At 61.1% G+C, this 23,171-nt stretch carries 24 protein-coding genes; 14 read left to right on the top strand and 10 right to left on the bottom strand.

The genetic code is table 11. From position 1 onward, the window contains the following. The first annotated feature begins 109 nt into the window (after positions 1 to 109). Complete coding sequence (locus AC1DU8_RS02795; RefSeq protein WP_457281142.1) at positions 110 to 553, top strand: hemerythrin domain-containing protein; 444 nt, start codon at positions 110 to 112, stop codon at positions 551 to 553. Positions 554 to 578: 25 nt separating this feature from the next. Here AC1DU8_RS02795 and AC1DU8_RS02800 read toward each other — a convergent pair whose 3' ends face one another. The 8 genes from AC1DU8_RS02800 to AC1DU8_RS02835 form a co-directional block, all read right to left on the bottom strand. Beyond that, complete coding sequence (locus AC1DU8_RS02800) at positions 579 to 1,127, bottom strand: MgtC/SapB family protein (protein ID WP_457281141.1); 549 nt, start codon at positions 1,125 to 1,127, stop codon at positions 579 to 581. Between the two features lie 114 nt (positions 1,128 to 1,241). Further along, positions 1,242 to 1,862, bottom strand: coding sequence for a YdeI/OmpD-associated family protein (locus AC1DU8_RS02805; RefSeq protein WP_477702027.1), 621 nt, complete (start codon positions 1,860 to 1,862; stop codon positions 1,242 to 1,244). Positions 1,863 to 2,039: 177 nt separating this feature from the next. Next, a complete protein-coding gene (locus tag AC1DU8_RS02810; RefSeq protein WP_457281139.1) occupies positions 2,040 to 3,215 on the bottom strand; it encodes an ABC transporter substrate-binding protein in 1,176 nt (391 codons plus the stop codon). 62 nt (positions 3,216 to 3,277) lie between these two features. After that, positions 3,278 to 5,131, bottom strand: a complete 1,854-nt coding sequence (locus AC1DU8_RS02815; protein WP_457281138.1) for an AMP-dependent synthetase/ligase — start codon at positions 5,129 to 5,131, stop codon at positions 3,278 to 3,280. 4 nt (positions 5,132 to 5,135) lie between these two features. Next, positions 5,136 to 5,933 carry an ABC transporter ATP-binding protein gene (locus tag AC1DU8_RS02820; protein WP_457281137.1) on the bottom strand — a complete coding sequence of 266 codons (798 nt, stop codon included), beginning with the start codon at positions 5,931 to 5,933 and terminating at the stop codon, positions 5,136 to 5,138. Then, positions 5,930 to 6,727 (bottom strand): ABC transporter ATP-binding protein, encoded by a 798-nt coding sequence (locus tag AC1DU8_RS02825; protein ID WP_477666611.1) that lies wholly within the window; start codon positions 6,725 to 6,727, stop codon positions 5,930 to 5,932. Before AC1DU8_RS02825 ends, AC1DU8_RS02820 begins: the two co-directional genes overlap by 4 nt. Continuing rightward, positions 6,724 to 7,800 (bottom strand): branched-chain amino acid ABC transporter permease, encoded by a 1,077-nt coding sequence (locus AC1DU8_RS02830; RefSeq protein WP_457281135.1) that lies wholly within the window; start codon positions 7,798 to 7,800, stop codon positions 6,724 to 6,726. The genes AC1DU8_RS02825 and AC1DU8_RS02830 overlap by 4 nt, the downstream gene beginning before the upstream one ends. Positions 7,801 to 7,924: 124 nt before the next feature. Further along, positions 7,925 to 8,800, bottom strand: coding sequence for a branched-chain amino acid ABC transporter permease (locus tag AC1DU8_RS02835; RefSeq protein WP_477666612.1), 876 nt, complete (start codon positions 8,798 to 8,800; stop codon positions 7,925 to 7,927). A gap of 108 nt (positions 8,801 to 8,908) precedes the next feature. Between AC1DU8_RS02835 and AC1DU8_RS02840 the strand changes: the two genes are divergently transcribed. Both AC1DU8_RS02840 and AC1DU8_RS02845 read left to right on the top strand, forming a co-directional pair. Beyond that, a complete protein-coding gene (locus tag AC1DU8_RS02840) occupies positions 8,909 to 10,294 on the top strand; it encodes an acyclic terpene utilization AtuA family protein (RefSeq protein WP_477666613.1) in 1,386 nt (461 codons plus the stop codon). Then, positions 10,291 to 10,659, top strand: a complete 369-nt coding sequence (locus AC1DU8_RS02845) for an AtuA-related protein (protein WP_477666614.1) — start codon at positions 10,291 to 10,293, stop codon at positions 10,657 to 10,659. The genes AC1DU8_RS02840 and AC1DU8_RS02845 overlap by 4 nt, the downstream gene beginning before the upstream one ends. A 116-nt stretch (positions 10,660 to 10,775) precedes the next feature. Here AC1DU8_RS02845 and AC1DU8_RS02850 read toward each other — a convergent pair whose 3' ends face one another. Then, positions 10,776 to 11,213 carry an acyl-CoA thioesterase gene (locus tag AC1DU8_RS02850; protein WP_457281131.1) on the bottom strand — a complete coding sequence of 146 codons (438 nt, stop codon included), beginning with the start codon at positions 11,211 to 11,213 and terminating at the stop codon, positions 10,776 to 10,778. A gap of 48 nt (positions 11,214 to 11,261) precedes the next feature. On the opposite strand from AC1DU8_RS02850, the gene AC1DU8_RS02855 reads away from it, so the two are divergent. The 11 genes from AC1DU8_RS02855 (at position 11,262) to lepB (ending at position 22,427) form a co-directional block, all read left to right on the top strand. Next, the gene (locus AC1DU8_RS02855) at positions 11,262 to 13,112 is read left to right on the top strand and encodes an ABCB family ABC transporter ATP-binding protein/permease (protein WP_477666615.1); all 1,851 of its coding nucleotides are present in this window, start codon (positions 11,262 to 11,264) and stop codon (positions 13,110 to 13,112) included. A 162-nt stretch (positions 13,113 to 13,274) separates the two neighbouring features. Further along, entirely contained in the window at positions 13,275 to 14,237 is a 963-nt protein-coding gene (locus AC1DU8_RS02860) for a LysR substrate-binding domain-containing protein (RefSeq protein ID WP_457281129.1), read from the top strand. A 541-nt stretch (positions 14,238 to 14,778) separates the two neighbouring features. Further along, a complete protein-coding gene (locus AC1DU8_RS02865; protein WP_457281128.1) occupies positions 14,779 to 15,669 on the top strand; it encodes a transporter substrate-binding domain-containing protein in 891 nt (296 codons plus the stop codon). Between the two features lie 106 nt (positions 15,670 to 15,775). Beyond that, positions 15,776 to 16,498 carry an amino acid ABC transporter permease gene (locus AC1DU8_RS02870; RefSeq protein ID WP_457281127.1) on the top strand — a complete coding sequence of 241 codons (723 nt, stop codon included), beginning with the start codon at positions 15,776 to 15,778 and terminating at the stop codon, positions 16,496 to 16,498. A 1-nt stretch (position 16,499) separates the two neighbouring features. Next, complete coding sequence (locus AC1DU8_RS02875) at positions 16,500 to 17,189, top strand: amino acid ABC transporter permease (RefSeq protein WP_457281126.1); 690 nt, start codon at positions 16,500 to 16,502, stop codon at positions 17,187 to 17,189. 55 nt (positions 17,190 to 17,244) lie between these two features. Then, complete coding sequence (locus AC1DU8_RS02880) at positions 17,245 to 17,982, top strand: amino acid ABC transporter ATP-binding protein (RefSeq protein ID WP_457281125.1); 738 nt, start codon at positions 17,245 to 17,247, stop codon at positions 17,980 to 17,982. Between the two features lie 97 nt (positions 17,983 to 18,079). Further along, complete coding sequence (gene pyrC / locus AC1DU8_RS02885; RefSeq protein ID WP_457281124.1) at positions 18,080 to 19,147, top strand: dihydroorotase; 1,068 nt, start codon at positions 18,080 to 18,082, stop codon at positions 19,145 to 19,147. After that, positions 19,147 to 19,929, top strand: a complete 783-nt coding sequence (locus AC1DU8_RS02890; RefSeq protein ID WP_457281123.1) for an NYN domain-containing protein — start codon at positions 19,147 to 19,149, stop codon at positions 19,927 to 19,929. The genes pyrC and AC1DU8_RS02890 overlap by 1 nt, the downstream gene beginning before the upstream one ends. Positions 19,930 to 19,976: 47 nt before the next feature. Then, positions 19,977 to 20,717 (top strand): DUF3025 domain-containing protein, encoded by a 741-nt coding sequence (locus AC1DU8_RS02895; RefSeq protein WP_477727027.1) that lies wholly within the window; start codon positions 19,977 to 19,979, stop codon positions 20,715 to 20,717. Between the two features lie 98 nt (positions 20,718 to 20,815). After that, positions 20,816 to 21,691, top strand: a complete 876-nt coding sequence (gene htpX, locus AC1DU8_RS02900; RefSeq protein WP_477656648.1) for a protease HtpX — start codon at positions 20,816 to 20,818, stop codon at positions 21,689 to 21,691. A gap of 67 nt (positions 21,692 to 21,758) precedes the next feature. Continuing rightward, complete coding sequence (gene lepB, locus AC1DU8_RS02905) at positions 21,759 to 22,427, top strand: signal peptidase I (protein WP_457281121.1); 669 nt, start codon at positions 21,759 to 21,761, stop codon at positions 22,425 to 22,427. A gap of 40 nt (positions 22,428 to 22,467) precedes the next feature. Here lepB and AC1DU8_RS02910 read toward each other — a convergent pair whose 3' ends face one another. After that, positions 22,468 to 23,148 carry a ProQ/FINO family protein gene (locus AC1DU8_RS02910; protein ID WP_457281120.1) on the bottom strand — a complete coding sequence of 227 codons (681 nt, stop codon included), beginning with the start codon at positions 23,146 to 23,148 and terminating at the stop codon, positions 22,468 to 22,470. Positions 23,149 to 23,171 lie beyond the last annotated feature (23 nt).

The following is a 23,171-nucleotide window of genomic DNA, read 5'->3' on the forward strand; positions in this document are numbered from 1 at the left end:
GCCAGGCTGGATGAGCGCAAGCAGCTATCAAATTAATAGCGATTTTTGGCCTTGCAGGATCCGCCCTTGGCCTACACGCCGGGGCCTGCACCGTCCCCATAATGATTGAATGAACATTTTTGAAGCACTGCGAACAAGCCACGTCACCCAGCGCGCCCTGGCGGACAACCTCATCAAAACGCAGGGCGACAGCAAGGAAAGAGCCACGCTGTTCAAGGAGCTCAAGCTTGAACTCGCGGCACATGCCGCGGCGGAAGAGCGTTTTTTTTATGTGCCGCTGATCGCGCACGACATGACGCAGGAACCCTCACGCCACGGCATTGCCGAACACCACCAGATGGACAAACTGGTGGAAACGCTGGAAGAAACCGATTTCAGCTCGCCCGCCTGGCTGGCCACGGCCAAAGAGCTGCACCACAAGATCTATCACCACCTTGAAGACGAGGAGCAGGGTGTGTTCCAGCTGGCAGGCAAAGTGTTGACCGAAGCCGAAAAGCTGTCGCTGGCCAAGGGCTATGAAGGCGAGTTCGTCTCGCAGCGCACGAAAAATTAAACCACCGCGGCGCCCCTGGACGAGCTTATGAACCGTCCCCGCGCTTGTCGTTGTCAGGCTTGAGCAGCGGTTCGGGCTTTTCCAGAAAACGCACCAGGCGCGGCACCAGCGCCAGGATGCCGAGCGCCAGCAGGGTGCTGAGGACCGCAGTGCTTTCACGCCCCATGCCGGCCGCCACGCCAATGGCCGCCGTCAGCCAGATGCCGGCGGCGGTGGTCAGGCCCTTGACCTGCTCTTCGTCGGGGTTGCCCTTGATGTGGCCCTTGAGTATGGTGCCCGCGCCCAGAAAGCCGATGCCGGCAATCACGCCCTGAATCACCCGGCTCAAGTCGGCGGTGATCATGCCGGACTGCTGCGACACCAGCACGAACATCGCGGAACCCATGGCCACCAGCATGTGCGTGCGCACCCCGGCGGCCTTGCCTTTTTGCTCGCGCTCTATGCCCAGCAGGCCGCCCAGCAACGCCGCCAGCGTGAGGCGAACCATGACGCGCGTGGCCTGCTCGGCATCGGGCAAATCTGAAAACTCCGAGGCAATGGTTTCACCGACTTGCTGCCACCAGGTGGACGCCATGCGGACTCCTTTAGATCGTAAACAGGTTCTTGCGTGTTCGGTTGAGGGATGGGCTCGCCCGATTGACTGTAGCGCGTCTGCCGTACGGCGTCACCGAAAAAGCCCTGTCCACCGTCAGGGATGGATTTTTTCGCCCCGCTTGAGCATGTCGGCGAACTTCACCAGCCGGCGCTCGCGTGTCTCGGCTTTCTTGGCGGTTTGCAGCCTGAACAAAATGGCGAAGCGATTGCGCGAGTCCAGCGACTCGAAGAAGGCTTTGGCCTTGGCGCTTTTCGCAAGCAGCGCCGCCAGGTCGTCAGGCACTGCCATCTTGCTCTGCGCGTCGTAGGCCGCATCCCAGCGGCCGTCGGCCTTGGCGCGTTCAACCTCGGCCAGTCCCGCCGGCTGCATGTCGCCGGATTCAATCAGTGCCAGGGCCTTGGCGCAGTTGACTTTGGACCAGGTGCTGCGGGCACGCCGCGGGGTGAATTTTTGCAAAAAATATTGCGCGTCCATGGAGTTCCTCTGGCCGTCTATCCAGCCGTGGCAGAGCGCGGCTTCCAGGGCTTGGGCGTGGGTGATGGAGGCTATGCCTGAATCCTTCTTCGCGATCTGCAGCCAGACACCGGCGCTGCTTGCGTGGTGTTTGGCCAACCACTTGGTGAAGGCCTGGGTGTCTTTGCAGCGCACGGTGGCAAGCGGGGCGGCGGGAGTCCTGGCAGGCGTTTTGGAAGCGGGTTTGGCGGAGGTGGGCATGACGCATTTTGCGTGACGCGCGGGATTCAGGGCAAGCCATGGGGGCGATAGGTGGAGGTGAGTGCTATTAATTCAGGAGCTGCTAGCGCTCGTATTTAAAGGGTTTCAGCCACTTTTCGCATAAAAAAACCACCCGGAGGTGGTTTTCGGAGTCACGGCTGGCGGTCGCGTCTGGCTTTACTGCGTGATGTAGTCAGACACCACTTTCCAGCGCGCGTCCTGCAACATCGACAGGCGCGACTGGTTGTTGCCCAGGCGCTTTTGCGGGCCAAACTTGCCTTCAGAGCTGCCGAAGATGTCGGCCGGGATCACCATGGTGTCCATGGCCTTGATGAAGCTCTCGGTCGAGAGGTTGGCACCGGCCTTTTGCGAAGCGCGTATAAAGCTGTCGACCACTGTATAGCCGTAGACCGAGAACACCGTGGGGTCTTCATTGAAGGCTGTCTTGTACTTGTTGGCCCAGAAGCGGATGGGCTGCGAGGCTTCGTCCAGGTAGGGGTTTTGCACCGTCATGGTGGCGTAGAGGCCGTCCATGGCCTTGCCGCCCAGCTTGTGGATCAGGTCGGTGTAGGCGGCGCTGGAGCCCAGGAAGACGGGGTTGTAGCCCAGCTTGCGCGCGGTGCCGATGCCGCCAATGGTTTCTCGGATGATGGTGCCCAACACAACCAGGTCGCATTCAGAGGCCTTGAGCTTGGCGATCTGCGACGAGAAATCAGTGGCGCCGCGCTTGAAGGAAGTTTTCTCGACCATGGTCATGCCGAGGGTCTTCAGGCCATCATCGGCGCCGCGCTGCACTTCGAGGCCGAACTCATCGTCCTGGTACATCGAGCAGACCTTTTTGGCGTTCTTTTCCTTCACCAGCTTGGGCACGGCCGACTTCATCTGGTCGTAGTAAGTGGCAGCGAAGGAGTACTTGAGCTTGTGGAAGGGCTCGTACATTTCGCGTGCGGCCGTCACCGGGAAGAAGTTGATGACGTTTTTTTCGAACTGCACCGGCATGGCGGCCAGGTTTTGCGCCGTGCCCAGGTGGCCGACCATGGCGAAAATCTTGTCCTGGTTCACCAGCTTTTGCGCCGCCAGCACCGCCTTCTTCGGGTCGTAGCCCGAATCCTCGACGATCAGCTTGACCTTGCGGCCGTTGATGCCGCCTTGTTCGTTAAGTTCGTCCACCCGCAGCGTCATGCCGTTGCGGATCTGTTTGCCGAAGCCCGCGAGCGGTCCCGACAGGTCCTGGATGGAGCCGAGCGTGATCTCGGTTTTGCTGACGCCCTGGCTTTGCGCCTGTGCTGTGGCTGCCGACAAGGCGGCTGCACAGGCCAGCGCGGAAAGAACGGCGGTTGACTTCAGTTTCATGGTTTTGTCTCCTTAATGGTTCTTGTTTCTGGTTCACTCGATACACGGTGCTGGCGAAGGGCTCAGTACATGGCCTCAATTTGCGGGGCGTATTTTTTTTCTACGAGTTTGCGCTTGAGCTTCATGGTCGGCGTGAGCTCTTCGTCTTCCGCCGTGAGCTGCGTGTCGAGCAGGAAGAATTTCTTGATCTGCTCGACCCGCGCAAACTTCTTGTTGACCCGGTCGATCTCCGACTGGATCAATTCTTGCACTTCAGTGGCCCGCGTCAAGCTGGCGTAATTACTGAAGGGTATGTCCGCATCCTGGGCGAATTTCTCGACGTTTTCCTGGTCGATCATGATGATGACGGTGAGGTAGGCGCGCTTGTCACCGATGACCACCGCGTCGGTGATGTAGGGCGAGAACTTGAGTTCGTTTTCCAGCTCGCTGGGCGTCACGTTCTTGCCGCCGGCGGTGATGATGATGTCCTTCATCCGGTCGGTGATCCGGAAAAACCCTTGCGCGTCCATCACGCCAACGTCGCCGGTGTGCAGCCAGCCCTCGGCATCCAGCGTCTCGGCGGTTTTTTCAGGCTGGTTCAGGTAACCCAAAAAAACATTGGTGCCGCGCACCAGGATCTCGCCAGTGGCCGGGTCCAGCCGCATCTCGTTGTAGCCGGCGGCCGGGCCTATGGAGCCGGGCTTCATGCAACTGGCCGGCACGCCGCTGGCGGCGCCGCAGGTTTCCGTCATGCCCCAGACCTCCAGCATGGGAACCCCCAACGCCATGTACCACTTCACCAGGTCGGGCGAAATGGGCGCCGCACCCGTGACGCAAAACCGCGCCTTGTGAATGCCGATCAGCTTTCGCGTGTTGTTGAGTGCCAGCCAGCGCGCCAGCGTGAAGCGGGCCTTGAGCGATGTGCTGACCGGTTGGCCGGCCAGCACGGTGTCGGCGATGCGCATGCCCACGCCAATGCTCCAGGTATAGGCGGCCTGCTGCAGCCAGCTGGCTTCCTTCAGTGCGATCATCACGCCGGAATAAAACTTCTCCCACACACGCGGCACGGCGGTGAACACCGTGGGTGCGATCTCACGCACGTTTTCAGGAATGGTCTCGGGATTCTCGACAAAGTTGAGTTTGGCGCCCGCGTACATCGCAAAGTATTCACCGCCCATGCGCTCGGCGATATGGCACAGCGGCAAAAAGCACATGCGCTCGTCGTCTTCGTTTTGCGCGACGAGTGTGTTGTAGCCACGTGCGGTAAACACCAGTCCGCGCTGGCTGTGCATCGCGCCCTTGGGTTTGCCGGTGGTGCCAGAGGTGTAGACCAGGATGGCCAGGTCTTCAGGTTTGCAGGCAGCGGCGCTGTCTTTCACCGTGTTGGGATGGTCGGCCAGGTAGCTGCGGCCCAGCGCGCGCAGCTCGTCCAGTCCCATCACGCCGGGGTCATTCAGGTCGCGCAGGCCCTCGGTGTCGAACACGATGATCTTGCGGAGCAGGGGCAATTGCGGCCGCACTTCCAGCGCCTTGTCGAGCTGCTCGTCGTCTTCGACAAATAGCGTGGTGGTGCGCGAATCTTCACAGAGGTAGTGCACCTGCGAGGCGGCGTCGGTGGGGTAGATGCCGCTGCAAACCCCGCCGCAGCTGAGCACCGCCAGATCGGCCAGCACCCATTCGATGACGGTGTTGGAAAGGATGGAGGCGCATTCGCCGCGCGGAAAGCCCAGGGCGAGCAGCCCGGCGGCGATTTCGCGCACCGCATCGCCGGTTTGCGTCCAGGTCCAGCTGCGCCAGATGCCGAGCTTTTTCTGCCGCATCCAGGTTTTGTGGCTGCGCTGCTCCACCGCGTTCCAGAACACCGCAGGGATGGTTTCGCCTGGCATGACGATGGCATGCTCGGGCTGGATGTGTGAAAGATCCCAAAGATTGCTCATTCAGTCACCGCCACGTCTTCTTTTTCTTCCAACGCCGCTCGCCGCGCACGCCGTCTTCTTTCATGCCGAGGTAGAACTCCTTGATGTCCTCTTTCTCGCGCAGGCGGGCGCAGGTGTCTTCCATCACGATGCGGCCGTTTTCCAGCACATAGCCGTAGTCCGACGCGTTGAGCGCCATGTTGGCGTTCTGCTCGACCAGCAGGATAGTGGTGCCGCGCTCGCGGTTGATGCGCACCACGATCTCGAAAATTTCCTTGGTGAGCTTGGGTGACAAGCCCAGGCTGGGTTCGTCGAGAAGGATCAGGTCGGGCGAAGCCATGAGCGCGCGCGAGATTGCCAGCATCTGCTGCTGCCCGCCCGACAGCAGCCCGGCGTCTTGCAGGGCGCGCTCTTTCAGGATCGGGAAGTAGCCGTACACCGCTTCCATGTCGAGCGCCACGCCGTCGCGGTCCTTGCGGGTGTAGGCACCCATCAGCAGATTGTCGCGTACGCTGAGCAAAGGGAATACCTCGCGTCCCTCAGGCACATGCGACAAGCCCTGCTGCACGATATGAGCCGGGTCCTGCGCCGTGATGTCCTCGCCCTTGAAGTCGATGGAGCCCTTGCGCGGATCGAGGATGCCCGAGATGGTCTTGAGGATGGTGGATTTGCCCGCGCCGTTGGAGCCCAGCACCGTGGCAATTTCGCTGCGGCGCACCTGCAGGCTGATGCCGCGTATGGCCTTTATGGGGCCGTAGGAGCTCTCGACGTTGAGGAGTTTCAGGACGGGTTGGTCGCTGACGGGTGGAGGGACCGCACTCATGCTGTCCTCCGTAGTGATGTGACCTCATCCACCGAGCCCAGATAGGCTTCGATGACGCCAGGATCGTTCTGTACCTCGCGCGGCGTGCCCATGGCCAGCACCTCGCCCTGGTTCATGGCCAGCACGCGGTCTGACACGCGGGAGACCAGTGACATATCGTGCTCGACCATCAGCACCGTGATGCCCAGCTCATGCTGGATGTCCTGGATCCAGAAGGCCATGTCGCCGGTTTCTTCCACATTGAGGCCGGAAGAGGGCTCGTCGAGCAGCAGCAACTGCGGCTCGGTGCACAGCGCCCGCGCCAGCTCGACCACCTTGCGCACGCCGTAGGGAAGACCTGCGACCATCGAATCGCGGTGATGTTGCAGGTCGAGGAAGTCAATGACCTGCTCGGCTTTTTCGCGTGCCAGCAGTTCGGCATCTCGCGCCCTGGCGGTAAAAAACAGGTCGTGCAGCAAACCTGTCTGCCGGTGCGTGTGCCGGCCAATCAGCAGGTTGTGCAGCACGGTGGCGTGCTCAAACAGCTCGATGTTCTGGAAGGTGCGCGCAATACCCAGCGAAGCAATCTTGTGGGGCGGCTGGTAGGTGAGCTTTTCGCCGCGGTATTCAATCTCGCCGGTGGTGGGTGTGTAGATGCGGCTGATCAGGTTGAACACCGTGGTCTTGCCCGCGCCGTTGGGGCCGATGAGCGTGAAGACTTCGCCCTGCTTGACGTCAAAGCTCACGTTGTTGACCGCCAGCACGCCGCCGAAGCGAACGCTGAGGTTTTTGGCGGAAAGGAGGGTCGTGCTCATTTCAGGCGATCTGACTTCTGGAATGATTTCTGCCGTTTAAAGAGTCCTTTTCTGTAGAAAGGAAAGAGCTGCAAATAGGTGCGAATCTTCAGCCAGCGGCCATACAGCCCCATCGGCTCAAACAGCACAAAGGCGATCAGCACAATGCCGTAGACCGCCGCCTGCAGGCCGGGGGCCTGGCCTATGGTGGCGGGCAAATAGTCTTTGGTGAGGCCAATCACCTGCGGCATGGAGATCAGGAAGATGGCGCCCAGAAAAGCACCGTGTACCGAGCCCACGCCGCCGATCACGATCATCAAGAGCAGGTCGATGGACTGCAGGATGTTGAACTGGTCGGGCGAGATGAACTGCAGCTTGTGCGCATAGAGTGCGCCGGCCACGCCGGCCAGCGCCGCAGACAGCGCAAAAGACAGCGTCTTGTAGCGCGCCAGGTGGATACCCATGCTCTGCGCCGAAATCTCGGAATCGCGGATCGCGACAAAGGCCCGGCCCGTGGGCGAGCGCAGCAGGTTGAGGATGGCCAGCGTGGCCGCCACGGTGATGAGGAGGCAGAGGAAATAGAAGGACTCGCCGCTGGCCAGCTTCCAGCCGAACATGTCGGGTGCCTTGATGTGGATGCCCGCATTGCCGCCGGTAACACTTTCCCAGCGTGCAAACACTTCTTCAACAATGAAGCCAAAAGACAGCGTCGCCATGCCGAGGTAAATGCCCTTCACGCGCAGGGCGGGCAGGCCCACGACCAGGCCCACGGCGGCTGATAGCCCGGCGGCGCACAACAAGGCGATGGGAAAGGGCAGGCCGGCGTTGGTCATCACCGCCTGCGTGTAAGCGCCGACGCCCAGAAAGGCCGCGTGCCCCAAAGAGAAGAGGCCGGTGAAACCCGCCAGCAACATCAGGCCCAGCCCGGCGATGGCGTAGATCATCACGAAGGTGAGTTGTGCGAGCCAGTATTCGGGGAACAACCACGGTGCCGCTAGCAACAGCAACATCAGTGCGCCGTACCAGAACACATGGCCTGCGTGCTTGGCCAGTTTGATGTCCTGGCCGTAATCGGTTTTAAAGATGAACCTCATGAGAAGGCTCCCCCCCGAAGCGCCTTCGGCGCCTCCCCCTCGGGGGGCGCCACTAGCGGCCCGGCAAAGCCGGTTCCACGGTGGCCTGGCTTTAAGGGATGGCACGCGTTGACCTGCTTGTTCTTCATACTTTTTTTCGGAGCTTCTCGCCGAACAGGCCGCTGGGCTTGACCATCAGCATGATGAGCACTACCACATAGGCGGCGATGTCCTTGAAGCCGTCGGGCAAATAAAAGCCCGAGAACGATTCAACCAGGCCGATCACCAGCCCGCCCACAATCGCGCCGGGCAGACTGCCGAAACCGCCTACCACCGCGGCCGGGAAAGCCTTGAGCCCGATAAAACCCATGTTGGCATGCACAAAGGTGATGGGCGCGAGCAGGAGCCCGGCAATCGCCGCGACGGCCGAGGCCAGTGCCCACACCAGGCCGTTAAGCCGCTTGACGGGAATGCCCATGTAGTACGCAGCCAGCTGGTTTTGCGACGACGCCTGCATGGCGATGCCCAGCTTGCTGTACTTGAACATCGCAAACAGGATGAGGCACAGCGCTGCGGTGGTGACGATGATGGCAACCTGCTCGACATTGATGACCAGCGCGCCCAGGCTCCAGATCTGGTCTTTGTAGGGCACGGGCAGCACATAGGTTTCGGTGCCTATGCCGGGGATCATGGTGATAAGGCCGCGCGCCGTGTAGCCGACGCCGATGGTGAGCATGACGATGGAAAACGCGGGCTGGCCGAGGATGGGGCGTATTACGAGGCGCTCCAGCACCATGCCGAACAACGCCATACCTGCAATCGCGCTGATCACCGCCAGCCAGAAGGGAAACCCCAGCAAGGTCATGCAGGCCAGGCCGCCGAACGCGCCCAGCATCATCAGTTCGCCCTGCGCGAAGCTGACCGTCTCGGTGGCCTTGTAGATGAGCACAAAGCCCAGCGCGATCAGCCCGTAGATGCAGCCTTGGGCAATACCGCTGATGAGCAGTTGCAAGAATTGCACGTCGCGGTCTCCCCTGTAATGAGCTTTGGTTATAGCTGTCGCCTAAAGGTCTGTCGCTAGGGGTTGTTCCGAATACGTGTCGCCTTGGTGATCAAGCGTAATCCCTAGATGGAACGAAATGTTCGAATCGGCGCCGGCCTGGGTTTCTACGGCGACGCATGGGAGCCTGTGGCCGCGAGCATTGAGCGTGGTGGTGTTCACTACATCGCAAGCGACCATCTGGCCGAGCTGACGCTGGCCATCCTGCAAAAGGACCGGCAGCGCGACCCTGCACTGGGCTATGCACGCGATGTGGTCCCCATGCTGATGAAGCTGTGGCCGTTGATGCAGGCGCGCGGCGTCAAGTTCATCTGCAACGCGGGCGGGCTCAATCCTGCGGGCGCCGGCGCTGCCTTGCGCGCGGCGTTTGCGGCCAAGGGATGGAAGGCGCGCATCGCGGTGGTCACCGGTGACGAAGTGTTGCCGCAGCTCGCAGAGCTCGCGCCGCCGCATATGTTCAACGGCCAGGCGTTTGAGTCCGTGCGCGAGCGCATGGTGTTTGCCAATGCCTATGTGGGCGCGCGGCCTATTGTGTCGGCGCTGCAGCAGGGCGCCGATATTGTGGTGACAGGGCGCGTCGCCGATGCGGCGCTGTTCCTGGCGCCGCTGGTGCATGAATTCAACTGGAAGCTGGAGGACGCAAAAACGCCGGCCGAGCTGGATCGGCTGGCGCAAGGGCTGGCGGTGGGGCACTTGCTCGAATGTTCGGGCCAGGGCAGCGGCGGCAACTTTGGCAGCCAGCAGGCGTGGAAGGCCATTCCCGATCTCGCCCACATCGGCTATCCCATCGCCGAGGTCAGCGTAGACGGCACGGCGCTGATCACCAAGGCACCGGGCACGGGTGGCCGCATCAATTTCGATACGGTGCGCCAGCAACTGCTGTATGAAGTGCACGACCCGGGGCACTATGCCTCGCCCGATGTGGTGATGGATTTATCGGCGGTGCGGCTCGAAGACCTGGGCGACGATGCCGTGCGCATGACGGGCGTGCGCGGCCACGCGCGGCCCGCGCAACTCAAGGTGGTGGGCGGGTTTCGCGACGGCTACAAGGCCGAGGTCACCTGGGGCTTTAGCTGGCCTGATGCGCATGACAAGGCACTGGCAGCTGTGGAGATGGTGAAAGCCCGGCTGAGGGAAAAGCGCCAGGCGCACGACGAACTCTTTGTCGAATTCCCGGGGCTCAACTCGGCACATGGCCCACTGGCGCCACTGCCTGCACCTGCAGTGCTGGCGGAGCTCAACGAAGTCTGGGTCCGTATGGCGATCAGGACGCAGGACAAAGCGGTGGCCGAAGGTTTTGGCCGGCTCTTTCCGTGGATGGCCTTGAGCGGGCCGGCCTATACCTGCGGCTTTCACGGCCTGAACAACAGCAGTGAGTTGCTGGGCATCTGGCCTGCGCTGATTGACCGGCAAGCGGTTGAGGCGGCGGTGCGTGTGGAGGTGTTGCAGTCATGAGGGTGCAATTGGTGAAGCTCGCGCATGCGCGCAGCGGCGACAAGGCCGACTGGGTGGACTTTGGCCTCTTTGCCTGGAACGAGGCGGGCTACCGGATCATGGAGCGCGAGGTGACGGCCGAACGCGTGCAGGCGCACTTTGCGCCCTGGCTGCCGGGCGCGGTGCAATGCTGGCGCTTGCCCAATATCCTGGCCCTCAAGCTGGTATTGCAGGGCGCGCTGCAAGGCGGTGGTGCGCGCAACCTGCGCATGGACAACCTGGGCAAGGCCATGGCAGCAGCGCTGCTGCGCATGGAGATCGAAGTCAGCGAGGCAGAGCTGGAAGAAGCTCAGGCTGCCCCTCGTGCGGGCTGGTGGGGTGCCTGACGGGGATTGCGTAAAAATTTAAGCAAAAAAAGCCTGTACGCCTTTTGTATTGGGCGCAAGCAGCTATCAAATAAATAGCATCCAGGTGGCCGGCGAAGGTACCTGGCACCCGGGCGTCAGGCCTTGGGAATCTTGCGGGGCTTGCCGAAATCGTCAATGGCCACGTAAGTCAGGCTGGCTTCCGTGACCTTGATGTAGCGGCCCTGGGCGCGAAAGCGCTCGGCGTAGACCTCAACCTGGACCGTGATGGACGTGGTGCCGATACGCGTGACGCAGGAGAAAAACGACAGGATGTCGCCGACCCGCACCGGCTGCTTGAAGATGAACTGGTTGACGGCCACGGTTGCCATGCGCCCGTCCACGTGGCGGGCCGGTACCACCGAGCCGGCCAGGTCGACCTGCGCCATGACCCAGCCGCCGAAGATGTCGCCGTTGGCATTGCAGTCGGCCGGCATGGGAATGACCTTGAGCACCAGTTCCTTGTCGGTGGGCAACTGGACGTTCAGGGCGTCCTCGGCGTGAATGTCCGTATGGGTGCTTGATTCGGTAGACATAGGCACAATCTGAAAAAGTTATTACAACAACCTACACGATTGTCCCTCATGCGCTCCCGAGCTTCCGCTGTTGATTCTTCCCTGGCTGTGCCTGCCGCCGCGTCAGCGCCGGGCGCCGGCAAGGCGATCGCGTTCCAGCGCTCGGACCTTGGCACCCTCAAACGCCTTTTCCCCTACCTGTGGGATTACAAATGGCGCGTGCTGGCGGCCCTGAGCTTCATGGTGGGCGCCAAGATGGCCAACGTTGGTGTGCCGCTCTTGCTGAAGAACCTGGTCGACGCCATGAACTTCAAACCGGGCGACGCACAGGCGGTGCTGGTGGTGCCGGTGGCGCTGCTGCTGGCCTACGGCCTGCTGCGCCTGTCGACCACGCTTTTTACCGAACTGCGCGAACTGGTGTTTGCCAAAGCCACCGAAGGCGCGGCGCGGCGGATTTCGCTGGAAGTGTTCCGGCACCTGCATGCGCTCAGCCTGCGCTTTCACCTGGAGCGGCAAACCGGCGGCATGACGCGCGACATCGAGCGCGGCACGCGCGGCGTGCATTCGCTGATTTCGTACTCGCTCTACAGCATCATCCCCACGCTGATTGAAGTGACGTTGGTGCTGACGCTGCTGGCCGTCAAGTTCGACGTCTGGTTTGCCGGCATCACGGGCATCGCGCTCGTGTTCTACATTTTCTTCACCGTCACGGTGACCGAATGGCGCACACAGTTCCGCAAGGCCATGAATGAGCTCGATTCGTCGGCCCACAGCCGCGCCATCGACTCGCTGCTGAACTACGAAACCGTCAAGTATTTCAACAACGAAGAGTTTGAAGCCGCACGCTACGACGAAAACCTGCAGCGTTACCGGCGCGCCGCCATCAAGAGCCAGAACACGCTGAGCCTGCTCAATACCGGGCAGCAGCTCATCATCGCCATCGGGCTGGTGGCCATGCTCTGGCGCGCAACCCAGGGCGTGGTGGACGGTCGCATGACGCTGGGCGACCTGGTGATGGTCAATGCCTTCATGATCCAGCTCTACATTCCGCTCGGTTTCCTGGGTGTGATCTACCGCGAGATCAAGCAAAGCCTGACCGACCTGGACAAGATGTTTGTGTTGATGGAGCGGGAGCGTGAAATCGCCGACGTGCCGGGTGCCCAGCCTATCGTCATCGAAGGTACGCCGGCGGTACGTTTTGAGAATGTAAATTTTGCCTACGACCCGGCACGGCCCATCCTGCACAACGTGAGCTTTGAAATTCCGCCGGGCAAGACCGTCGCGGTGGTGGGCTCTTCGGGCGCCGGCAAGTCCACGCTGGCGCGCCTGCTCTACCGCTTTTACGATGTCCAGCAGGGCTGCATCACCATTGCCGGCCAGGACATCAAGCAGGTCACACAGTCCAGCGTGCGCCAGTCCATCGGCATCGTGCCGCAGGACACGGTGCTGTTCAACGACACGGTGGAATACAACATCGCCTACGGCAAGCCGGGCGCCAGCCATGCCGAGGTCGAGGAAGCGGCGCGTGCGGCCCGCATCCACGGGTTTATTGCCTCTACGCCGCTGGGTTACCAGACCATGGTGGGCGAGCGGGGCCTGAAGCTGTCGGGCGGCGAAAAGCAGCGGGTGGCCATTGCCCGCACCTTGCTGAAAAACCCGCCGGTAGTGATTTTTGACGAAGCCACTTCGGCGCTGGATTCGGCCAATGAGCGCGCCATCCAGGCCGAGCTGCGCACTGCCGCGCAAAACAAGACCACGCTGGTGATTGCGCACCGGTTGTCTACCGTGGTGGACGCGCATGAGATCCTGGTGATGGACGCCGGGCGCATTGTGGAGCGCGGCACGCACGCACAGTTGCTGGCCATGGAGGGCGCTTATGCACGCATGTGGGCGCTGCAGCAGAGTTCGGCAGAGGCTTGAGATTTAAGTGAAATCCAGGTTTTAACCATAACTGACGGGCGCAAGCAGCTATAAAATTAATAGCAAGCTGATGCCGGCACGGTTGGCCGGAATTTGCGGTTTCCAGGTAGCCATGGGATTCCCCGTAGGTAGAAAGACTGCCTGAGCTCGCATAATTGGTTCATGGAAACCAAATGGCTGGAAGATTTTGTGAGCCTGGCTGAAACCCGCAGTTTCAGCCGCTCCGCCCAATTGCGTCATGTCACCCAGCCCGCGTTTTCACGGCGTATCCAGGCGCTGGAAGCCTGGGCCGGTACCGACCTGGTGGACCGCAGCTCATATCCCACGCGGCTCACCCCTGCCGGAGAAACCCTGTACAGCCAGTCGCTGGAGATGCTGCAGGGCCTGCAGTCGACCCGCGCCATGCTGCGCGGCCACACCTCGGCCGGGCAGGACGTCATCGAGTTCGCGGTGCCGCACACCCTGGCATTTACCTTCTTTCCGGCCTGGGTCAGCAGCTTGCGCGAGAAGTTCGGCCCCATTAAGAGCCGCTTGATCGCGCTGAACGTGCACGATGCCGTATTGCGACTGGTTGAAGGCAGCTGCGACCTGTTGATCGCCTACCACCACGATTCCCAGCCTTTCCAGCTGGACCCGGACCGCTATGAAATGGTGTCGTTGGGCCAGGAAGTGCTGGCACCTTTTGTCAGGGCCAATTCCGCGGGTGAGCCCGAGTTCAGCCTGCCGGGCCGCGCCGGCCAGCCCTTGCCTTATCTGGGCTATGCGCCGGGCGCCTACCTGGGCCGCATGGTCGACATGATCCTCAAGCAGTCGAGCACGGCCATCCACCTGGACCGGGTGTACGAAACCGATATGGCCGAAGGCCTGAAGGCGATGGCGCTGGAAGGCCACGGCATCGCATTTTTGCCGCTCAGCGCCGTCAAGAAGGAATTGAGGGCCAAAAAACTGGTCAGCGCCGGCGGTAATCTGGAAATGACCATGGACGTGCGCGTGTACCGTGAGCGGCCCACCTCCAAGGAGTCTGCCAAAACCCATGCCCAGGCCTTGTGGACTTACCTGCAGGCACAAACCGGCGGCAAGGAAAAGGCTGGCGGCCGCGGCGCGGGGGCACCGGCATCGCGCTAGCCGACCGCTAGTTGCCTAAGCGGGCTGGCCTTGCGGTCAAATGCTGGCATCAGACTGACGACTAGTAGTAACCCTAAGTGGTTATAAGAAAAATGCATGGAAGATCGTCGAAACAGCATTGGTGTTTTGACATCTCCAAATTTACAGTTCGTGACGTTCAAATTTTGGTGCTTGCCCGTGCTTGTTGATTCATTTGCTGTCTGCGTTGCCTTCCTTACGGCCCTTTGTGCGGCATCGGTCTGCGCAAGGCACGGCGCCATTCGGGTGATCGCCCAGCCTGTGCGGCCACGAGTGCAGGCGGCCTGACGGTCCGCTGGCACAAAGACTGCTTACATCTGCCGTATAGTTCCGGACTTTTAATGCGTGCACCATTTTGGAAAACCCCAGAAATTGCTGTCAATGCTGCGGGTTTGCAAAACCATCAACCCTTTCACGCCGTCCGCTTTCCCCCATTTTTAGAGGCCGGGTAAACCTAGGCGTAGCCCGGGAACCAACTCTCTAGAATAGTTCGCTAATCGTTTCATTCATTACAGGAGATTCCATGAAACTCAAGCTAGTCGCTCTGTCTGTTGCATTGCTCGCCACCGGCGGTGCGTTTGCCGACACCCTTTCCAAAGTCAAGGCTTCAGGCGTTGTGACCATGGGCGTGCGTGACTCCTCCGGTGCACTGTCCTATACCCTCGGTGACGGCAAATACACCGGCTACCACGTCGAAATCTGCCAGCGCATCCTGGCCGGCCTCGAAAAAGCCGCCGAGCGCAAGCTGGAAGTCAAATACCAGCCCGTGACCTCGCAAAACCGCATTCCCCTCGTGCAAAACGGCACAGTCGACATCGAGTGCGGCTCCACCACCAACAACGCGACCCGTCAAAAAGACGTGGCCTTCGTCGTGACCACCTTCGTCGAAGAAGTCCGCATCGCGGTGAAAGCCACCTCCGGCATCACCTCCGTTGCCCAGCTCAGCGGCAAGACCGTGGCCACCACCACGGGTACCACTTCCGTGCAGACGCTGCGCAAGAACAAGCGCGCCACCGGCGTCGAGTTCAAGGAAATCTTCGGCAAGGACCACTCCGACAGCTTCCTGCTGCTCGAATCGGGCCGCGCCGATGCGTTCGTCATGGACGGTTCCATCCTGGCCGGCAACATCGCCACCGCCAAGAAGCCTTCGGACTTCAAGATCGTTGGTGAAGTGTTGAGCGTCGAGCCCATCGCCATCATGATCCGCAAGGATGACCCGCTGCTCAAGCGCCTGGCCGACGACACGGTCAAGGGCATGATCAAGTCGGGCGAGATGAACAAGCTGTGGACCAAATGGTTCCTGTCGCCGATTCCTCCGAAGAACACCAAGGTGGGCCTGGCACTGAGCGCCAGCACCAAGGCTGCCTGGGACAATCCGAACGACAAGCCCATGGAAGAGTACGCCCAGAAGTAATTCGGGTCAGGTAAATTGAGAACCCCGCCGGACATCATGCTCTGGCGGGGTTTCTCGTTTACCGTGGCATGGAAAAACAACACAACAACCCTTTGCTGGAGCCGTGATGACTTGGGATTGGCAGGTATTTCTAAATGACGACGGTAGTGGCCGAACCTACTTGCAATGGATGTTTGACGCATGGGGCTGGACGCTGTCCGTCGCCGGTGCATCCTGGGTGATCGCCATGCTGTTTGGCGCGCTGGTCGGCACACTGCGCACCTTGCCCAACAGCCCGTGGCTTGTCCGCTTTGCCAATGCCTGGGTCGAGCTGTTTCGCAACGTTCCCTTGCTGGTCCAGATTTTCATCTGGTACTTTGTGGTTCCCAAAATTTTCCCCGCCATGAAGGAGCTGCCCAGCTTCATCCTGGTGGTGTTCGCTCTCGGATTTTTCACCTCGGCGCGTATTGCCGAGCAGGTCAGGGCCGGCGTGCAGGCCTTGCCGCGCGGCCAGCGCTATGCCGGCATGGCCATGGGCTTTACCACCGTGCAGACGTACCGCTACGTGATCCTGCCCATGGCCTTTCGCATCATCATTCCGCCGCTCACCAGCGAGTCGATGAACCTCTTGAAAAATTCCTCCGTGGCTTTCGCGGTGTCGATCGCCGAGCTCACCATGTTCGCCATGCAGGCGCAGGAAGAAACTTCGCGCGGCATTGAGATCTACCTGGCGGTGACGGCCCTTTATGCAATCTCTGCCTTCGCGGTCAACCGGGTCATGGCCTTTGTTGAAAAGAAGGTCCAGATCCCCGGCTTCGTTGTAGCCGGCTCAACGGGCGGAGGGCACTGACATGCTTGGACTCGACATGAGCTTCCTGAACTGGGAGATGATTTCCCAGTTCGTCGTCAAGGGTTTTATTTTCAGCATCGAGCTGACCGTCATCGCCACCATAGGCGGCATTATTTTCGGCACCGTGCTTGCGCTGATGCGTCTGTCGGGCAAAAAATTCCTGACGGTTCCCGCGACCATCTACGTCAACGGCATGCGTTCCGTTCCGCTGGTCATGGTGATCCTGTGGTTCTTCCTGCTGGTACCTGCGTCGTTCTACACGACCTTCGGCGCCTGGGGGGCCAACTACCGCGCCGAGATTTCGGCCATCATCACCTTCGTGGCCTTTGAGGCTGCGTACTTCAGCGAAATCATGCGTGCGGGCATCCAGTCCATCTCGCGTGGGCAGGTCAATGCGGGCCGTGCCCTGGGCATGACCTATTCGCAGAACATGAAGCTGATCATCCTGCCGCAGGCTTTCCGCAACATGGTGCCCATCCTGCTGACCCAGACCATCATCCTGTTCCAGGATACTTCGCTGGTTTACGCCATCGGCGCCTACGACCTGCTCAAGGGCTTCAGCACCGCCGGCAAGATCTTCGGCCGTCCTGAAGAGGCCTACCTGCTGGCCGCCGTGGTTTATTTCGTGATCTGCTTCGGGCTGTCCTTCATGGTCAAACGCCTGAACAGCAGAATCGCCATCATTCGCTGAGATCGCTGTTTCTTAAAACACCCCCTATCTCTCAAAGAGCACACTGGAGAAGAAGATGATTGAGTTGAAAGAAGTTTCCAAATGGTACGGTGAAGTGCAGGTTCTCAATAACTGCACCACCAGCATCAAGAAGGGTGAAGTTGTTGTGGTCTGCGGCCCATCGGGCTCGGGCAAATCCACCCTCATCAAGACCATCAACGCGCTGGAGCCTTTCCAGAAGGGCCAGATCTTTGTCGACGGCAAGGCTGTGCATGACCCCAAGACCGACCTGCCCAAGCTGCGCAGCCGCGTCGGCATGGTGTTCCAGAATTTCGAGCTGTTCCCGCACCTGAGCGTGACCGAGAACCTGACGCTGGCGCAGGTCAAGGTACTGGGCCGCAAGCCCGACGAGGCCAAAAAGCACGGCCTCAAATACCTGGATCGCGTGGGCCTGATGGCGCACAAGGATAAATTCCCCGGCCAGCTCTCCGGCGGCCAGCAGCAGCGTGTGGCGATTGCCCGCGCGCTCAGCATGGACCCGATCGCCATGCTGTTTGACGAACCCACCTCCGCGCTGGACCCGGAAATGGTGGGCGAGGTGCTGGACTGCATGATGGGCCTGGCTGTCGAAGGCATGACCATGATGGTGGTGACCCACGAAATGGGCTTTGCCAAAAAAGTGGGCAGTCGCGTGATTTTCATGGATGTCGGCGGCAAGATTCTGGAAGACTGCTCGAAGGACGAGTTTTTCAGTCACCCGGAAAACCGCCAGGCGCGCACCAAGGATTTCCTCAACAAGATCCTGGCGCACTGAAAGCCATGCGCCCCGGAAAAAAAGCCCCGAACCCCGGGGCTTTTTTCATGGCGGCTCATGATGGTCGGGTGGTGTGACCAGTGCGACAATTCAGGCCATGACTTCAGCCACCCGCACACCCGCCTCCACCCTGACCATCACCCGGCCCGACGATTGGCACCTGCATGTGCGCGACGGCGAGGCCCTGCACACCGTGGTGCCGCACACGGCCGCACAGTTTGGCCGCGCCATCATCATGCCCAACCTGCGCCCGCCGGTGACCACGGCCGCCCAGGCGGCGGCGTATCGGGAGCGCATCCAGGCCGCTGTGCCGGCCGGCGTGCAGTTCGAGCCATTGATGACGCTCTACCTCACCGACAACCTGCCACCCGATGAGATCAAGCGCGCGAAAGACGCCGGTGTTGTGGCGCTCAAGCTATACCCGGCCGGCGCCACCACCAACAGCGATGCCGGTGTGACCGACCTGCGCAAGACTTACAAGGCACTCGAGGCCATGCAAAAGGAAGGGTTGCTGCTGCTGGTGCATGGCGAGGTGACGTCCTCCGACATCGACCTGTTCGACCGGGAAGCGGTATTCATTGACACCCAGTTGATTCCGCTGCGCCGCGATTTCCCTGAGCTCAAGATCGTGTTTGAGCACATCACCACCCGCGAAGCCGCCCATTACGTGCGCGATGCCGGCCAGTTCACGGGTGCGACCGTCACCGCGCACCACCTGCTCTACAACCGCAATGCCATTTTCACGGGCGGCATTCGCCCGCATTACTACTGCTTGCCGGTGCTCAAGCGCGAAACGCATCGTCTGGCATTGGTAGAAGCCGCCACCAGCGGCAACAACCGGTTTTTCCTGGGTACTGACAGCGCACCGCATCCCGCGCACCTCAAGGAGCACGCAACGGGCTGCGCAGGTTGTTACACCGCCCACGCCGCCATGGAGCTCTACGCCGAAGCTTTTGATACCGCCGGCGCACTGGACAAGCTGGAGGCCTTTGCCAGCTTCAACGGTGCGGATTTTTACGGCCTGCCGCGCAATACCGGCCGCATCACGCTCAAGAAGGAAAGCTGGCACCCGCCCGAGAGCTTTGCATTCGGCGAGGCCGAGCTCAAGCCTTTGCGCTCGGGTGAAAACCTGCCCTGGAAACTGCACACTTCAGAAAGCACCTGATGGACCACAAGCCGCGTGTTGCCCTGCTCATTGATGCCGACAACTCGCCGGCGTCCAAGATCGACCTGATCCTCAACGAGCTGTCGACCTTCGGCGAAACGAACATCCGCCGCGCCTACGGCAACTGGAAGAAGAATGAACTCAAGGGCTGGGAAGAGGTGTTGCACGAGCATGCCATCCGACCCATGCAGCAGTTCGACTACACCAAAGGCAAGAACGCCAGCGACATGGCCATGGTGATCGACGCGCTGGAGCTGCTCTATACCGACCGGCCCGACGCCTTTGGCATCGTCTCGTCGGACGCCGACTTCACGCCGCTGGTCATGCACCTGCGCGCCAAGGGCGCAGCGGTCTACGGCTTTGGAGCGCAGAAAACGCCGGAGCCTTTTGTCAATGCGTGTTCGAGATTCCTGTTCCTCGACAAGCTGCGCCCCATCGCCGTCAGTGATGCGGCGGGCGGTGCCCACGGAGACAGCCGTGACGATGGCGAGGCGGTTGCCGCCGCGCCCCTCAGGGCAACACCCGCCCAGCTCAAGCAGGACGCCAAGCTGGTCATGCTGCTGCGCAATGCCGTCCAGGCCGCAGCCGACGACGAGGGTTGGGCGCGCGTGGGTGCTGTGGGCACGCAAATCGCCAACCAGGCCTCGTTTGACCATCGCAACTACGGCTATGCCACGCTGACCAAGCTGCTGGTGGCCACCCAGCTGTTTGACATCGCCGACGAAGGCAAGTCGACCGTCGCAGTGCGCGACAAGCGACTGAACAAGTCGGCCCGGGCCTAGGGGGCCTGCAGGTGCGAGTCGCTGCAGCCCTGCAGCCAGCGCCGGCCATGCCGATGCCGGCATGGAACCAGCCCTGGCTGCAACCCTGGCAGGAGCCTGGCGAACGCGTCGCCCAGGCCATTGCGGCGGGCACTGCGCTGCACCAGGCCCTGAATGCCGAGCAGCGTGCCCCGGTGCGCTTTGTTCCCCAAAGTGCATTGCCCGCCGGTGAGGCTTACGAGAGCTTTATTTTCAGGACAGGTGAATGCCCCACCCGCGAAGGTGCCCATGATTTTTTCAATGGCCTGTGCTGGATGCAGTTCCCCGAAACCAAAAAGAAGCTCAACCAATTGCAGGCTGCAGAGATTGCGCAGGCCGGTGTGCAAAAGGTGCGCGGCCCGGTCCGTGACGCGCTGACGCTTTTTGACGAGAACGCTGCTTTCCTGTCGGCGCCGCAACCCTTGTGGGACGCGTTGGCGGCCCGGGACTGGCAGCAACTCTTTGTAGGTTTGCGCCCACTCTGGCCGCAGGCCCGGCTGGTGCTGTTTGGCCATGCGCTGCTGGAAAAACTGATTTATCCACGAAAACCGATCACAGCCCATGTCTACCGGGCGCAACCAGCTATCAATTCAATAGCAGATCTGGACCGCTGGATTGCTGCCGACCTGAGCGCGGACAAGCTGGCCGGCAAGCCGTTTCTTCCTTTGCCGGTGCTGGGCGTGCCCGGCTGGTGGCCCGGGAACGAGAACTTTTCCTTTTATGATGACTCCCTTGTATTCCGACCGCCACGGCTGAACAACAACAGATAGAAATCAGCCACGGGCTTGCGGCGCAGCTTGAACTGGGCTGGCAAGCCCTCATATCCTGCGCAAGGCGGGCTTTTTTCACCGACCCCCACGGAGAACCCATGAAACGTATTTTTCTGTTTGTCCTGACCAACCTTGCTGTCGTGGTGGTGCTGGGCATTGTCGCCAGCCTGCTTGGCGTCAACCGCTTTCTCACGGCCAACGGGCTGAATCTGACTGCGCTGCTCGGCTTTGCACTGATCATGGGCTTCGGCGGCGCCTTTATCTCGCTGCTGATCAGCAAGCCCGTCGCCAAATGGAGCGCCGGGGTGCGGGTGATTGAGTCGCCCCAAAATGCCGACGAGGCCTGGATCGTCGAAACTGTGCGCAAGCTGGCCGACAAGGCCCAGATCGGCATGCCCGAAGTCGGCATCTTTGAAGGCGCGCCCAATGCCTTTGCCACCGGCGCGTTCAAGAATTCGTCGCTGGTGGCCGTGTCCACCGGCCTGCTGCAAGGCATGACCAAGGAAGAAATCGAAGCCGTGCTGGGCCATGAGATCGCCCACGTGGCCAACGGCGACATGGTCACCATGACGCTGATCCAGGGCGTGATGAACACCTTTGTGGTTTTCCTCTCGCGTGTGATCGGCTACGCCGTCGACAGCTTCTTGCGCCGCGGCAGCGACAACAACTCCGGCCCCGGTATCGGCTACTACGTCAGCACCATCGTGCTGGACATCGTGCTCGGTTTTGCCGCCGCCATCGTCGTGGCCTGGTTCTCGCGCCAGCGTGAGTTCCGCGCCGACGCCGGCGCCGCGCAGCTGATGGGCCGTCGCCAGCCCATGATGAACGCGCTGGCCCGCCTGGGCGGCATGCAGCCGGGCGAATTGCCCAAAGCGGTGGAAGCCATGGGTATCACCGGCAGCATCGGCAAGCTGTTTGCCACGCACCCGCCGATTGAAGAGCGCATCGCAGCATTGCAGAACAGCCAGGCTTGAACCATCAAAGGGCGCCCCGCACAGGGCGCCCTTTTTTTCTTCCCGTTTTCTTCACAGGAGTGCAGGCATGAAAAGCTGGATCAGGCAGAACCGCAGTTTTCTGGTGTTGCTGTTGTTGTTCGGGCTGTTCCGTACCGCAATCGCGGACTGGAACCCCATTCCCTCAGGCTCCATGCGGCCCAACCTGCTCGAAGGTGACGTGGTCTTCGTCAACCGGCTGGCCTACAACGTCAAGATTCCGCTGACCGATACCGTGCTGGCGCGCACCACCGATCCGCAGCGCGGCGACGTCGTCACTTTTTCCTCGCCGGTGGACGGCGTCCGCCTGATCAAGCGGCTGGTGGCTGTGCCGGGCGACGTCGTGGAAATGCGCGACAAGGTGCTCATCATCAACGGGCAGTCAGCCCGCTATGAGGCGCTGGACACGGTGCTGGAGCCGGCCGGGCCGGTTGGCGTGCTGGTGGCCACGCACGTGAAAGAAGCCACAGCCCAGGAGCAACATGAAATCCAGTGGCTGGCCGGTGTGAAGGCCAAGGACAGCTGGGGGCCGATCACGATTCCCGCTGACCAGTACCTGATGCTGGGTGACAACCGCGACAACAGCGCAGATTCGCGCTACATAGGCCTGGTGCCGCGCAACCTGCTGATTGGGCGTGCGGAACGGATCCTGGTGTCGGCGGACATCCTGGAGAAGTGGCAACCCCGCCTTGAGCGTTTTGGCCGCTCGCTCTATTGATCAGCCGATCTGCTGATTGACTGAGGCTACAGTGGAAGCCTCAGGCCTGGCGGCTTCTCTGTACCAGCTCTATGGCGTGTGTCACTTGCGCGGGGTCCAGTCCATACATCTCGGCAAATTCCGTAGCCGTTTTCCCGCTGGCCTCAAAGGCACGCATCAGTGCTTCGCGTTTGGCAGTTTGCACTGCCATCTCCGCAAAAGCCTCGTCCAGCAAGGTGTTCGACACCTCATCCTGCGTGCGGGTGCGTTCTGCGTACTCTTCGCGGCTCAAGCCGGACGCTTCAATGGCCTCGATGAGGCGCATACGCACTTTGGGGCGCAGGTCTTCCTTTGAACGTGCCTGGCGCCGGCGGAACACTTCCATGATCGCGTGATGCACATGCTCGGGCGCTACCGGCTCGACGGGCTCGCCCTGCAGGTTGTGGCGCGGGTGGCCAGCCGCCACGCATTCGAGGTAACGCGTGGAACGGGCATGCAGGCCCAGCGCCACTTTCAGTTCGTCGCGCTTGAATGCTTCGGGGTTTTCCGCCAGCAGGTCCTGGAAAGCGCCCAGCTTGAGCGGCAGGAACTGTGCGCCGAACATTTTCGGATAGAGCTCAAACAGCTTTTCCAGCACGGGGTGGACTTCGCGAGTGCGCTGCTGCTGCGGATTGGCCGGCCGGGGGCGCTGCGGGGGGCGGGGGCGTTTGGCACGCGGGGAAGGTGTGGTGGTTTCGGTCATGTGTGTGGGTGAAAAAGATGGTG

The sequence above is a fragment of the Polaromonas sp. P3_A5 genome, from assembly GCF_056403055.1.

Bases quoted from the DNA above. Each gene is read 5' to 3' on its own strand.
- AC1DU8_RS02800 (WP_457281141.1), bottom strand. From the start codon at position 1,127: ATGGCGTCCACCTGGTGGCAGCAAGTCGGTGAAACCATTGCCTCGGAG.
- AC1DU8_RS02855 (WP_477666615.1), top strand. From the start codon at position 11,262: ATGCGCTCCCGAGCTTCCGCTGTTGATTCTTCCCTGGCTGTGCCTGCC.
- AC1DU8_RS02860 (WP_457281129.1), top strand. From the start codon at position 13,275: ATGGAAACCAAATGGCTGGAAGATTTTGTGAGCCTGGCTGAAACCCGC.
- AC1DU8_RS02810 (WP_457281139.1), bottom strand. From the start codon at position 3,215: ATGAAACTGAAGTCAACCGCCGTTCTTTCCGCGCTGGCCTGTGCAGCC.
- AC1DU8_RS02845 (WP_477666614.1), top strand. From the start codon at position 10,291: ATGAGGGTGCAATTGGTGAAGCTCGCGCATGCGCGCAGCGGCGACAAG.
- AC1DU8_RS02910 (WP_457281120.1), bottom strand. From the start codon at position 23,148: ATGACCGAAACCACCACACCTTCCCCGCGTGCCAAACGCCCCCGCCCC.
- AC1DU8_RS02895 (WP_477727027.1), top strand. From the start codon at position 19,977: ATGCCGATGCCGGCATGGAACCAGCCCTGGCTGCAACCCTGGCAGGAG.
- AC1DU8_RS02825 (WP_477666611.1), bottom strand. From the start codon at position 6,727: ATGAGCACGACCCTCCTTTCCGCCAAAAACCTCAGCGTTCGCTTCGGC.
- AC1DU8_RS02820 (WP_457281137.1), bottom strand. From the start codon at position 5,933: ATGAGTGCGGTCCCTCCACCCGTCAGCGACCAACCCGTCCTGAAACTC.
- AC1DU8_RS02865 (WP_457281128.1), top strand. From the start codon at position 14,779: ATGAAACTCAAGCTAGTCGCTCTGTCTGTTGCATTGCTCGCCACCGGC.
- AC1DU8_RS02850 (WP_457281131.1), bottom strand. From the start codon at position 11,213: ATGTCTACCGAATCAAGCACCCATACGGACATTCACGCCGAGGACGCC.
- AC1DU8_RS02815 (WP_457281138.1), bottom strand. From the start codon at position 5,131: ATGAGCAATCTTTGGGATCTTTCACACATCCAGCCCGAGCATGCCATC.
- AC1DU8_RS02870 (WP_457281127.1), top strand. From the start codon at position 15,776: ATGACTTGGGATTGGCAGGTATTTCTAAATGACGACGGTAGTGGCCGA.
- AC1DU8_RS02795 (WP_457281142.1), top strand. From the start codon at position 110: ATGAACATTTTTGAAGCACTGCGAACAAGCCACGTCACCCAGCGCGCC.
- AC1DU8_RS02880 (WP_457281125.1), top strand. From the start codon at position 17,245: ATGATTGAGTTGAAAGAAGTTTCCAAATGGTACGGTGAAGTGCAGGTT.
- htpX (WP_477656648.1), top strand. From the start codon at position 20,816: ATGAAACGTATTTTTCTGTTTGTCCTGACCAACCTTGCTGTCGTGGTG.
- AC1DU8_RS02890 (WP_457281123.1), top strand. From the start codon at position 19,147: ATGGACCACAAGCCGCGTGTTGCCCTGCTCATTGATGCCGACAACTCG.
- AC1DU8_RS02840 (WP_477666613.1), top strand. From the start codon at position 8,909: ATGGAACGAAATGTTCGAATCGGCGCCGGCCTGGGTTTCTACGGCGAC.
- pyrC (WP_457281124.1), top strand. From the start codon at position 18,080: ATGACTTCAGCCACCCGCACACCCGCCTCCACCCTGACCATCACCCGG.
- AC1DU8_RS02875 (WP_457281126.1), top strand. From the start codon at position 16,500: ATGCTTGGACTCGACATGAGCTTCCTGAACTGGGAGATGATTTCCCAG.
- AC1DU8_RS02805 (WP_477702027.1), bottom strand. From the start codon at position 1,862: ATGCCCACCTCCGCCAAACCCGCTTCCAAAACGCCTGCCAGGACTCCC.
- lepB (WP_457281121.1), top strand. From the start codon at position 21,759: ATGAAAAGCTGGATCAGGCAGAACCGCAGTTTTCTGGTGTTGCTGTTG.
- AC1DU8_RS02830 (WP_457281135.1), bottom strand. From the start codon at position 7,800: ATGAGGTTCATCTTTAAAACCGATTACGGCCAGGACATCAAACTGGCC.